General features: G+C 60.3%; 9 protein-coding genes. All 9 read left to right on the forward strand.

Going from position 1 to position 12428, the window contains the following annotated elements:
- Positions 1–68 precede the first annotated feature (68 nt).
- The 9 genes from ACFO3S_RS05725 (at position 69) to abc-f (ending at position 12256) form a co-directional block, all read left to right on the forward strand.
- Positions 69–1802, forward strand: a complete 1734-nt coding sequence (locus ACFO3S_RS05725; protein WP_378093248.1) for an ABC transporter substrate-binding protein — start codon at positions 69–71, stop codon at positions 1800–1802.
- A 200-nt stretch (positions 1803–2002) separates the two neighbouring features.
- Positions 2003–2866, forward strand: coding sequence for an ABC transporter permease (locus ACFO3S_RS05730; protein WP_378093902.1), 864 nt, complete (start codon positions 2003–2005; stop codon positions 2864–2866).
- 13 nt (positions 2867–2879) lie between these two features.
- Complete coding sequence (locus ACFO3S_RS05735; protein WP_378093250.1) at positions 2880–3794, forward strand: carbohydrate ABC transporter permease; 915 nt, start codon at positions 2880–2882, stop codon at positions 3792–3794.
- Complete coding sequence (locus tag ACFO3S_RS05740) at positions 3794–4954, forward strand: glycosyl hydrolase family 8 (protein WP_378093252.1); 1161 nt, start codon at positions 3794–3796, stop codon at positions 4952–4954. Before ACFO3S_RS05735 ends, ACFO3S_RS05740 begins: the two co-directional genes overlap by 1 nt.
- Positions 4955–5036: 82 nt before the next feature.
- Positions 5037–7103: an alpha-glucuronidase family glycosyl hydrolase gene (locus tag ACFO3S_RS05745; protein WP_378093904.1), complete on the forward strand. Its 2067-nt coding sequence runs from the start codon at positions 5037–5039 to the stop codon at positions 7101–7103.
- A gap of 22 nt (positions 7104–7125) precedes the next feature.
- Positions 7126–8202, forward strand: coding sequence for a mannonate dehydratase (gene uxuA / locus ACFO3S_RS05750; RefSeq protein WP_378093254.1), 1077 nt, complete (start codon positions 7126–7128; stop codon positions 8200–8202).
- Positions 8199–9050, forward strand: a complete 852-nt coding sequence (locus ACFO3S_RS05755; protein ID WP_378093256.1) for an SDR family oxidoreductase — start codon at positions 8199–8201, stop codon at positions 9048–9050. The genes uxuA and ACFO3S_RS05755 overlap by 4 nt, the downstream gene beginning before the upstream one ends.
- A 53-nt stretch (positions 9051–9103) precedes the next feature.
- A complete protein-coding gene (locus ACFO3S_RS05760) occupies positions 9104–9946 on the forward strand; it encodes a Nif3-like dinuclear metal center hexameric protein (protein WP_378093258.1) in 843 nt (280 codons plus the stop codon).
- An 831-nt stretch (positions 9947–10777) separates the two neighbouring features.
- Positions 10778–12256 carry a ribosomal protection-like ABC-F family protein gene (abc-f, locus tag ACFO3S_RS05765; protein ID WP_378093260.1) on the forward strand — a complete coding sequence of 493 codons (1479 nt, stop codon included), beginning with the start codon at positions 10778–10780 and terminating at the stop codon, positions 12254–12256.
- Positions 12257–12428: the final 172 nt, after the last annotated feature.

Here is a 12428-nt window from a genome sequence, read left to right on the forward strand (position 1 = left end):
GACCGTATACTGGAGGTGCTTAGTAAAAGCGCTTACAAAATATCTGAATTGGAGAGGGGATTTTATCTGTGAAAAAAAGCAGGAACTGGCTGATCGCCTTGCTTTCCTTGGTCTTGGTGACGGTCGCCGTCGGTTGCTCCAGCGGGAATAACAACGCGAAGGAAAGCGGAAGCGCGTCGCCCGGCGGGAGCAGTCCGGCCTCGGCGCCCAGCTCGCAGGCCGCGAGCGAGGAGCCGAAGCCGGATCCGGTCACGTTCACCTATTTCAACGCCAGAGCCGACAAGGACATCGAGACGAATCAGACCGACATCGGGAAGGTTCTGGAGGAGCAGACGGGAGTCAACTTCAAAATCGAGCATCTCGTCGGCGACATCAACACGAAGATCGGAACGATGATCGCCAGCGACACCTATCCGGACATTTTGCAGCCGGATACGGCCATCGACAAAATTATGGAGGCCGGCGCGTTCATCCCGCTTAACGATCTGATCGAGCAGTACGGCCCGAACATCAAGCGGGTTTACGAGCCTTATTACAATCTGATGAAGGCCGACGACGGCAACATCTACTTCCTTCCGTTCAGCGCGGTTGTCGGCGAGTATAAACCGAATCCGGTCATCGATCAGGGCGCCTTCTGGATTCAAAACCGGGTGCTGGAGGAAGCCGGGTTCCCGAAAGTGAAAACGTTCGACGAGTATTTCACGCTGATCGAAGACTACGTGAGCAAGCACCAGGACGAGAAGCTGACCGGCTTCCTGTCGCTGACTCACGACTGGCGATTCTTCGCGACGACGAACCCGCCGAACCACCTGGAGGGCTATCCGAACGATGGCGAAGTCCAGGTGGACATGAATACGATGGAAGCGAAAATCTATGCGACGAACGACGGCACGAAGCGCTGGCTGCAGAAGCTGAACGAGCTGAACGCCAAGGGACTGTTCGACAAGTCCTCCTTCGTCGACAACTACGATCAATATTTGGCGAAGATCACCTCCGGCAAGGTGTTGGGCTTCTTCGACTACGGCTGGCAGGTCAATCAGGCGCTGCAGACGCTCAAGGCGGAGACGGTCAAGAACGGCGGGGACGATTCGCTCGAATACTTCCCGCTGCCCGTCGTGTACGACAACAATATTAAGGACCAGTATATCGATCCGTCCTCCTTCATCAACAACCGCGGCATCGGCATTACGAAGAGCGCGAAGGACCCGGAGAGAATCATCAAGTTTTTCGACAATCTGTTGACCGACGAGAACCAGAGGCTGGTGCAATGGGGCATACAGGGGGTCACGTACGAGGTGGACGCGAACGGCCGCCTGTACAGAACCCAGGAACAGATCGACAAGCTGAAGGACGTCGACTACAAGCGCCAGGTCGGGCTGAACTACTTCGAATATTACTGGCCGATGTACGGGCAGGGCTCGACGTTCCCGGACGGGAACTCCGTCAGCGCCGGCCGTCAGCCGGAGGTGGCCAGCGCCTCGTTCACCGCCGCCGAGAAGGAGCGCCTTGCCAAGTACGGCGTTCAGACCTATGCCGAATTGTTCGCCGCGCCTGACGACCGTCCGTGGTATCCGGCATGGAGCATCGCGTTGGAGCAAGGCTCGCAAGCGCAGATTTACACGGCGAAGAAGGTCGACGTGCAGCGCAAGTACTTCGCGAAGATCGTTCTGGACCCGGTCGACAAGTTCGAGGCCAACTGGCAGGAGTACTTGAACGAATACAGCAAGCTGCCGGTAGCGGAATACGAGCAGACGATGACGGATGAGGTCAAGAAGAAAGTCGCTAAGATTAAAGGCAACTAAGAAGCGGGGGGAAGAGCGGGGAACCCGGACGGATTCCCCGCTCTTCCCGGGTTTGCGCGCGCATGTCGGGCACGGAAGGAGCGACCGCCTTGTTAAAAAACGTTGAAGTGGAATCGTCCGTCGGCAGGGTTCCTCCCGGCAGGAAAACCGGTGCAGCTCTTTTTCTGAGCAGGCTGGTCAAACAAAGATCGCTGGTCTTGATGTCCGTTCCTTTTCTTCTCTGGCTGATTCTGTTCAAATACGTTCCGCTCTGGGGCTGGACGATCGCATTCCAGAACTTCAAGCCGGCCAAGTCGTTCGGGGAGCAGCAGTGGGTCGGCTGGCAGCAATTCGATTTTATGTTTTCCGACGACAGATTTTTGCAGGTGATGAGAAACACGCTGGCGATGAGCTTCATCAACTTCGTGCTCGGCTTCGCCACGGCGATTACGCTGGCCATTCTGCTTAACGAGCTGAGGGTGGTCGCGTTCAAGCGGGTCGTGCAGACGATCAGCTATTTGCCTCACTTTATTTCCTGGGTGGTGGCCGCCACGATTATCCAGACGGCGCTGTCGACGGACGGCGGCATCGTCAACGAATTGCTGATGGCGCTCGGGCTGATCCAGGAGCCGGTGCTCTGGCTCGGCATAGGGAAATACTTCTGGGGCATTATGGGCATCTCCGAAGTGTGGAAAAACGTGGGCTGGAACACGATCATCTACTTGGCCGCCTTGACGACGATCGATCCATCGCAGTACGAAGCGGCGGAAATGGACGGGGCCGGAAGATTTCAGAAAATCTGGCACATTACGCTGCCCGGCATTCGGCCGGTTATCGTCATCCTGATGATCATTAATCTGGGACAAATCTTGGAAACCGGTTTCGAGCCGCAGTATTTGCTCGGCAACGGTCCCAATCTCGATTACTCGGAAAACCTGGAAATTTTCATATTGAAGTACGGGATGAATTTGGGGAATTACTCGCTTTCCGTCGCCGCAGGCATCTTCAAGACGGTCGTCAGCATCGTGCTGTTGTTCGGGGCCAACCATCTCGCGAAGCGGCTGGGACAGGACCGATTGTTCTAAGGGGGGGAGCGCAGTGGCGAAGACGAATCCAACAAGCTACAAAATCAGATTGTCCGTCGGAGACCGGCTGTTCGACATCGCGAACTACATCGTCATGGTGCTGTTAATGGTCGTGACCGTGTATCCGTTCGTGAACATGCTCGCCGTCTCCTTGAACGATGCGATGGATTCCGTCAAAGGCGGCATCCACCTATGGCCCCGGGTGCTTACCTGGGACAATTACGAGTATGTGTTCAAGCAGGCGACGATCCTGCATGCGACGTTCATCTCCATCTCGCGAACGGTGCTCGGCACGTTGATCTCGACGTTCTGCTCGGCGATGGTCGCCTATACGATCAGCCGTCCGGATTTCGTTCTGCGCAAATTCGTGACGCTCGCCTTCGTGCTGACGATGTATTTTAACGGAGGGCTGATTCCGAACTTCCTGCTCATGAGAGAACTCGATCTGCTGGGAAGCTTCTGGGTGTACATCCTGCCGGGCATTGTCGGCGTCTTCAACATCATCGTCATCCGCTCGTTTATCGAGCAGCTGCCAGACGGCATTCTCGAATCGGCCAGAATCGACGGGGCGGGCGAATTCACGACGTTTATCCGCGTCGTGCTGCCGCTGACGCTGCCGGTGCTGGCGACGACTTCGTTGTTCACGGCGGTGTACCATTGGAATTCGTGGTTCGACGTCTTCCTGTACAACTCTTCGCACATCGAGCTGAGCACGCTGCAGTACGAGCTGATGAAAATGCTGCAAAACTCCAATGCCACGGGAACGACGGGAAGCATGGACGGCATGGGCGGAACGGCCAATTTCGTCACGCCGACGTCGGTGCGGGCGACGATGACGATCGTGGCCAGTCTCCCCATTATTATGGTGTATCCGTTCCTGCAGCGATATTTCGTCAAGGGCATGACGCTGGGAGGAGTAAAAGGCTGATGGAGAAGACGGCGCGGCCCGGAGCTTATCATTCCGGAAGTTACCGCAATCTGCTGGCGGAGTACGGCTACGACGGAGAAGAAATTGAGGCCCGGCTGGAGTCCTGCTGGGAGCAGCTGTTCGGAGACTGTGAAGCGACCCGGATTTATTATCCGGCAGGCGACGACATGGGCTACATGCTCGACACCGGCAACCTGGACGTACGGACGGAAGGCATGTCCTACGGCATGATGATGGCCGTGCAGCTGGATCGGCGCGACGTGTTCGACCGGCTATGGAGATGGACGCACAAGCATATGTACATGAGCAAGGGAGTTCACGCGGGGTACTTCGCCTGGTCGTGCAATCCGGACGGTACGAAGCGGGCGCACGGCCCGGCTCCCGACGGCGAAGAATATTTCGCGCTGGCGCTGCTGTTCGCCTCGCATAGATGGGGAGACGGACCGCCCCCGCTCGACTATGGCGTCAAGGCGCGGGAGCTGCTGAGCGTATGCTTGCACAAGGGGGAGGCCGGCACCGGTTACCCGATGTGGAATCGGCACAATAAGCTGATCAAGTTCGTGCCGAATTGCGAGTTTACCGACCCGTCCTATCATTTGCCGCACTTCTACGAGCTGTTCGCGAGGTGGGCGAACGAGGAGGATCGGGCTTTCTGGGCGGAGGCCGCCGAAGCGAGCCGGGCCTATCTGCAGCGGGCCTGCCATCCGGACACCGGTCTGGCGCCCGAATACGCCTATTACGACGGCACGCCCAACTACGAGCGCGGATACGGCCATTTCTTCAGCGACTCGTATCGCGTCGCCGCCAATATCGGTCTGGACGCGGAGTGGTTTGGGGCGACGCCGCAGATGCGCGAGATCGCCGGCAAAATTCAGACGTTTTTCTCGGACAAGAGGCCCGAAGATTACCGCAGGTACACGATCGAGGGAAAGCCGTTCGAGGAGAAGTCGCTGCACCCGGTCGGACTGATCTCCGCGAATGCGATGGCTTCGCTCGCCGACACGGACGGCCGCTTCGCGAGGAGCTGCGTCGAGCTGTGGTGGAATACGCCCGTTCGTACGGGAGATCGGCGATACTACGATAACTGTCTCTATTTTTTCACGATGCTCGCTTTAAGCGGGAGGTACCGGATCTGGACGCCCGCCGAGGCGAACGAATAGAAGGCCGACGGAGTCTCCCGGAGTCGGGAGGCTCTTCGATTGCCGGAAAGCGGCGATAGCGTAACAAGGAGGAGCCGTGATGATGAACGATCGACTGAACTCGAACGACGGATACCTATGCTGGCTTAATTACGCGTACATCCAGGAGGACTCGCTGCGCAAGGCGTATGCGGAATGCTGCTCCCGGACGGCCGTTCTGGGCGACTCGCCTCTGCTGCGTTCCGCCCGGGCCGAGCTGCTCGCGGCGATCGTGTCGATGCTGGACGTGCTGCCGGCGGAAGGCGCGGCGGGCGACGAGGAGCCGGGACTGTACGTCGGCGTTCCGGACGGCTCGGACGCGTTCGACGGATGGCCGAAGGAGGCGCGCGAGGTCGAAGATCTGGGAGAGGAGGGCTTTCTGATTCTCGAGTCCGGCGGCAGCGTCTATGCGGCTGGCGCGACCGATCGGGGAGCGCTGTATGCCGTCTTCCGCATTCTGCGGCTGCTTCAGACCGGAGCCGAACTGAAGGGAACGCGAATCCGCGAGAAACCCGTTAACGCCGTCCGGATGCTGAATCATTGGGATAACCTGGACGGGACAGTCGAGCGCGGCTATGCCGGCGGCAGCCTGTTTTTCCGGGACGGAGAAGTGGTCCGCGAGCTGTCCCGCATCGGGGATTACGCGCGAATGCTCGCCTCCGTCGGCATTAATGCGGTCGCGATCAACAACGTGAACGTGCACCGCCGCGAATCTCTGCTGCTCACGGACGCCTTTTTGCCCGAAGTGGCTAAAATCGCGGACGTCTTCCGGGCTTACGGCGTCCGTCTGTTTCTGAGCGTCAACTTCGCCAGTCCGGTAGAGGCAGGGGGACTGAGGACGGCGGATCCGTTGGACGCCGAAGTCGCCGAGTGGTGGGGCGAGGCCGCCCGCCGCGTATATGCGAGCATTCCCGATTTCGGGGGCTTTGTCGTGAAAGCCGACTCGGAGTTCCGGCCGGGGCCGTTCACGTACGGAAGAAGCCATGCCGACGGGGCGAACATGCTGGCCGACGCGCTTAGCCCCTTCGGCGGCCTCGTCGTGTGGCGATGCTTCGTCTACAATTGCCGCCAGGACTGGCGCGACCGTTCCACGGACAGGGCTCGCGCCGCCTATGATCATTTCATGCCGTTGGACGGCCGGTTCCGGGACAACGTCCTGCTGCAGATCAAGAACGGGCCGATGGACTTCCAGGTGCGCGAGCCCGTCTCTCCGCTGCTCGGCGCCATGACTCGCACGAACCAGCTGCTGGAGCTGCAGATTACGCAGGAATATACCGGGCAGCAGCGGCATCTCTGCTATCTGGTTCCCCAGTGGAAGGAAGCGCTCGATTTCGATACCTATGCGCTCGGAGAAGGTTCGACGGTCGACCGCGCCGCCAGCGGAGCGCTGTACGGTCGGCCCGTCGGCGGAATCGCCGGAGTTGCGAACGTCGGAGACGACGACAACTGGACCGGACATGCGCTGGCCCAAGCCAACCTGTTCGGCTTCGGGCGGCTTGCCTGGAATCCCCGGCTGGGGGCGGAGGAGATCGCCCGCGATTGGACGCGGGCCACGTTCGGAAGGGATCCGCAAGCGGAGCGAACGATTGTCCGGATGCTGCTCGACTCCTATGCGATCTACGAATCGTATACGGCGCCTCTCGGGGTCGGCTGGATGGTAAATCCGGGCCACCACTACGGACCCAACGTTGACGGCTACGAATATTCGATGTGGGGCACCTACCATTACGCGGACCGCGACGGCATCGGCGTCGACCGCACCTCGGCGACGGGCACGGGCTATGCGGGCCAATATCGCTCGCCGCAGTCGGACGTCTACGAATCCGCAGAACGCTGCCCGGACGAGCTGCTGCTCTTTTTCCACCACGTCCCTTATACCCATAAGCTGCGCTCCGGCAAAACGGTTATCCAGCACATCTACGATTCGCATTTTCTCGGGGCGGAACAGGCGGCGGAGCTCGTTCGTCGCTGGGACGGTCTGCGGGGGCGGATCTCCGAGCCCGTCTTCCGGAACGTCAAGGAACGCCTTGCTCATCAGGAGGAGCATGCGCGCGAGTGGCGGGACGTGCTGAACGCCTACTTCTACCGGAAATCCGGCATTCAGGACAGCCATGGCCGCACGATCTATTAAACCCGCGAAAGGACGATAGCGAATGAAAATGGTATTTCGCTGGTTCGGCGAAGGCAACGACACCGTCACGCTCCGGCAAATCCGGCAAATCCCCGGCGTGGAAGGCATCGTCTGGGCTTTGCACGACGTGCCGCCCGGGGAGGCGTGGCCGGCGGACAGCATCGCCCGCTACAAGCGGGCGGCCGACGCTTACGGCTTTCATCTGAACGTCGTCGAGAGCGTTAACGTCCACGAGGACATCAAGCTGGGGCTCCCTTCCCGGGATCGCTACATCGACAACTACATCCAAACGATCGAGCGGCTTGCCGAGGTCGGCGTCAAGACGATCTGCTACAATTTCATGCCCGTCTTCGACTGGATTCGCACGGATTTGGCCAGAGAGCTCGAGGACGGGTCGACGGCGATGATGTACGAGAGGGAAAAAATCGAGAAGATGAAGCCGGAATCGCTCGTCGGTCGCATTGCCGAAGGAACGGCGCTGACGATGCCGGGCTGGGAGCCGGACCGGCTGAAGCGGCTGGGCTCGCTGCTTGAAGCGTATCGCGGCGTCGGAGAGGAGGAGCTGTGGCGGAATTTGCGCCATTTCCTGGAGGCGATTATCCCGGCGGCGGAGCGAGCCGGCATCCGGATGGCGATGCATCCGGACGACCCGCCCTGGTCCGTGTTCGGACTGCCGCGCATTCTGACGGGAGCAGCCGGCATCCGCCGACTGCTGAGTCTGGTCGACAGCCCGGCGAACGGCGTCACGCTGTGCAGCGGTTCGCTGGGCGCCGACCCGAATAACGACATTCCGGCGATGATCCGGGAGTTCGCGGATCGTATTCCGTTCGCTCATATCCGCAACGTACGCGTATACGACAACGGCGATTTTATCGAGACGTCGCACCGGACGGCGGACGGCACCGTCGATATCGCGGGCATCGTCCGGGCGTATTATGAAATCGGGTTTACGGGCTACGCGAGGCCGGATCACGGAAGACAGATTTGGGACGAACGCGGCCGTCCGGGGTACGGGCTGTACGACCGGGCGCTGGGCATCATGTACCTGTGGGGGCTTTGGGACGCACTGGGACGCGGGAAGGAGGCGGACGCCGAATGAGCTTGCCGATACACGGGAAGCTGCGGGGGAGAGTCGCCGTCGTTACGGGCGGAAGCGGCGTGCTCTGCTCCGCCATGGCCAGGGAGCTGGGACGTCAGGGAATGAAGGTGGCCGTCCTGGGCCGTTCTCCGGGAAAGTCGGCCAAGGCGGCCGAGGACGTCCGGAGGGTCGGAGGGGAAGCGATCGCCGTCCGCTGCGACGTGCTCGACGAAGCCAGCTTGAACGAAGCGGCGGCAACCGTTCTCGAGCGTCTGGGACCGTGCCGGCTGCTCGTGAACGGGGCGGGCGGAAATCATCCGGACGGCAGCACCAGCCGCGAGTTCTTTCGGCTTGAGGATCTGGGACAAGAGGGGGAGCGAACGTTTTTCGATCTGCGGAAGGAAGGGCTCGGGCGGGTATTCGACCTGAACGTCCTCGGCACGCTGCTGCCCAGCCAGGTCTTCGCCCGGCAGATGCTCGGCTTGGCGGGCGCGGCGATCGTGAACGTCTCTTCGATGAGCGCGCCCCGGCCGATGACGAAGGTGCCCGCCTACAGCGCGGCCAAGGCGGCCGTCGACAACTTTACGCAATGGCTTGCGGTGCATCTGGCGGACGCCGGCATTCGGGTGAACGCGATCGCCCCGGGCTTTTTCCTGACGGAGCAGAACCGGGAGCTGCTGACGAATGCGGACGGATCGCCGACGGCAAGGGCGGGTCAAATTATCGCTCACACGCCGATGCGCCGCTTCGGCAGGCCGGAGGATCTGCTCGGCGCTCTGCTCTGGCTCGCCGACGAAGGCAGCTCCGGATTCGTTACGGGCATAACCGTTCCCGTCGACGGCGGCTTCATGGCTTATTCGGGCGTGTGAGAAGCCGGGACGGCGGACAGTTCCGGAATACGGCGGGCGAAGGAGGGAGTCGGGTGAGAGAGCCGACCGTTCGAGAGGTGATGGACGCGTTGTCGAGCGGCGTCGTCTGGAGCGCCGGAGCAGATGCGCTGCAGCCGGGCGCAAGCGAGGAGCTTGGCGGCGGCTCGGACGCGCTGCTGCATGGCGACGCTTCGGCGGCGGTTCGAGGAATCGCCGTCGCGTTCACGGCTACGATCGGCGTACTGCGCGAGGCGGCCAGCTCGGGAGCGAATTTGCTGATCGTTCACGAAGGGGCGTACTACTCCCATGTCAACGATCCGGGGGAGCTAGCGGGCAGCGCTGTATGCGCGGAGAAGAGACGCCGGATCGAGCGGAGCGGGCTGGCCGTCTACCGCTGCCATGACGCGGTGCATCGCAGCGCTCCCGACCTGATCGCCGAAGGATTGGTTCGGGAGCTGGGCTGGCAGATGTTCGAGGTGCGGCATACGCCAGCCGCTTCGATCGTCGAGCTGCCGATGCCGATGGCCGGGGAGCGCGTCGTCCGTCACGTCAAAGCATGTCTGGGCCTGGAGCGGGTACGCATCGCCGGGAGTCTGGCGGCACGCTGCCGGCGAGTCGGCCTGCTCGTCGGCTACCGAGGCGGCGCCAAGCTCGCTGTTCCGCTGCTGGACCGCTGCGGAGCGGACATCGTCCTGTACGGCGAAGGCCCGGAGTGGGAGACGCCGGAGTATGTGCGGGATGCGGCTGAGCTGGGCGGGCGATCCGCCGTCGTTGCGCTGGGCCATCTGGAGAGCGAGCAGCCGGGAATGAAGCTGCTGGCCGAACGTCTCCAAGCTCGCTTTCCGGACGTGCCGGTCCGCTTCTGTCCGGTCGATCCGGCTTTTCGCAGTCTGTAGCCTGTAGCCTGTAGCCTGTAGCCCATTCGAATGCCGCATCCGTGCCTCGCGCCAAACACACCCAACCCCCTAACGTAACGGTTGCCAGCGCCGCTAATCGTGCTGTTTTCGCGATGAGGAGATTGTAACGGTTGCAGCAGCGGCTATTTAAGCTGAAAACGCGCCGTTTCGCTCGATCACCCCAAAATAAGCGCGACGGCAACCGTTAGCTTTTCCTTTTTCGGGAAAACGATCGATTAAGCGCCACTGCAACCGTTAGACGTTGCCGGCAGGTTGCGCGCCTTCGATCGCATACGATCGGTCGCATACCATCGACCGTATGCCGTCGATCGCCTACGACAACGGCTTAACCTGACAACATTGGCGGCCTCCTTGCATTAGTTGGTTCGTTGGAGCCGGCCGTTTCGTTCGAGCAGCGGGAGGAATCGGACGTCCCTTTTTGTCCTGCACGTCCAGCATAAGAAGCTTTGGTCCCGCCGAACCTAAAGAAAAGTAAGACGACATTCGAGAAAAGATGGGCTTTCCGCGCCGCGGGCCGAAAAAAACGCCGCTGCCGGCGGTTGAATTGCCTTCTATAACATGGTAACATACAGCTAAATCCATCAAGGGGAGCGAACAGTCGAATGTGATTATTCTTGCGAACAATAAAACCGGATCGCGTCAAGCGGTCGACGTTTTATTCGTTGATGCAAGAAAGTGGCATTCGTCTCCCGCTCAGCCCATATATCCGGATCCGGCCCGACGTCTCGGGCCGGGTCGGCCGTATGAATTCGAGCCGCGAGAGAGCCACTTTCTCGCGGCTTTTATCATTCGTACGGAGGGATCTGTTTGATGTCGTTAATTCATGTGAAAAACTTGACGTTCGCCTACGAAGGCAGCTACGACCCCATTTTCGAAAACGTAAGCTTTCAGATCGACACCGATTGGAAGCTGGGCTTTAGCGGGAGGAACGGAAGGGGCAAGACGACCTTTCTTCAGCTTCTTCTGGGCAAATACGAATACGGCGGCAGCATCTCCGCCAGCGTTGGCTTCGACTACTTCCCGTTTCCGGTCGAGAACGGGGAGCGCTCGACCGCCGATCTCGTCGGCGAGATCGTGCCGGACTGCGAGCTCTGGCAGCTGATGCGCGAGCTGTCGCTGCTCAAGGTGTCGGACGATGTGCTGGATCGGCCCTTCGCTTCATTATCCAACGGAGAACAGACGAAGGTGCTGCTGGCCGCTTTGTTTCTGAAGGAAAACCGCTTTCTGTTAATCGACGAGCCGACCAACCACCTGGATCTGGACGGGCGGGCGATTGTCAGCCGCTATCTTCGGGCCAAGCGGGGCTTTATCCTCGTATCGCACGACCGGGCCTTCCTCGATAACTGCGTCGATCACATCCTGTCGATCAACAAGACGAATATCGAGATTCAGCGGGGCCGCTTCTCCGACTGGCTGGAGAACAAGCGGCGTCAGGACAGCTACGAGCTGGCCGAGAACGAGAAGCTGAAAAAAGACATCAAGCGGCTGTCGGAAGCGGCCCGACGAACGAGCCAGTGGTCGGATCAGGTGGAGAAAACGAAAACCGGCATCCGGAACGCCGACGTCTTCGTAGACAGAGGGTATATCGGCCATAAAGCGGCCAAGATGATGAAGCGCTCCAAGTCTATGGAGCGCAGGCAGCAGGCCGCGATCGAAGAGAAGTCCAAGCTGCTGCACAATATCGAAAGCGCGGAGCATCTGAAGCTATCCCAGTTGGCCTATCACAAGACCCGGCTTGTCGAGCTCGATCGCGTCTCGATTCGATACGGCGGCAAGCGCGTAGGCGGGGACGTCAGCTTCGCGATCGAGCAGGGAGAGCGAATCGCTCTGACGGGCGCGAACGGCTCCGGCAAATCGAGCATTCTCAAGCTGGTCTGCGGCGAGAAGCTCGAATACGAAGGCAATCTCCGATTGGGCAGCCAGCTTGCGATCTCTTACGTGCCTCAGGATACGTCGGATTTGCGAGGCGGCTTGACGGAGTATGCCCGAAGCTTCGGCATCGACGAGAGCCTGTTCAAGTCCATATTGCGCAAGCTCGATTTTGCGAGAGTTCAGTTCGAGAAGGACATCTCCTCTTACAGCGGCGGGCAGAAGAAGAAGGTGTTCATTGCGCGAAGCCTGTGCGAGCGAGCCCATCTGCACGTCTGGGACGAACCGCTGAATTTCGTTGACGTCATCTCGCGCATGCAGATCGAAGAGCTGCTGCTCGAGCATTCCCCGACCCTTCTGTTCGTGGAGCATGACAGCGAGTTTTACAGCCGTATCGCGACCAAAGTCGTCCGGCTGTAAAGCGGAAAGACCTCCATGCGGCCAAAGTCGCCCGCCTGTAAAGCCAGAAAGACCTCCATGCGACGAATGATCGGGGCGGAAAGCCGATTCAGCAGGTTTTGGGCCTCTCGAGGGCGAATGTACAGTTGACGGCATACTAGGCAGCGCTGCACCGGAGCAGGCACCGGTTCGG

This window comes from Cohnella hongkongensis (assembly GCF_042654645.1).
GTDB classification, from domain to species: Bacteria; Bacillota; Bacilli; order Paenibacillales; family Paenibacillaceae; genus Cohnella; species Cohnella hongkongensis.

Excerpts from the sequence above, each read along its gene's own strand:
- abc-f (WP_378093260.1), top strand. The coding sequence starts at position 10,778 with ATGTCGTTAATTCATGTGAAAAACTTGACGTTCGCCTACGAAGGCAGC.
- ACFO3S_RS05745 (WP_378093904.1), top strand. The coding sequence starts at position 5,037 with ATGAACGATCGACTGAACTCGAACGACGGATACCTATGCTGGCTTAAT.
- ACFO3S_RS05730 (WP_378093902.1), top strand. The coding sequence starts at position 2,003 with ATGTCCGTTCCTTTTCTTCTCTGGCTGATTCTGTTCAAATACGTTCCG.
- ACFO3S_RS05740 (WP_378093252.1), top strand. The coding sequence starts at position 3,794 with ATGGAGAAGACGGCGCGGCCCGGAGCTTATCATTCCGGAAGTTACCGC.
- ACFO3S_RS05755 (WP_378093256.1), top strand. The coding sequence starts at position 8,199 with ATGAGCTTGCCGATACACGGGAAGCTGCGGGGGAGAGTCGCCGTCGTT.
- uxuA (WP_378093254.1), top strand. The coding sequence starts at position 7,126 with ATGAAAATGGTATTTCGCTGGTTCGGCGAAGGCAACGACACCGTCACG.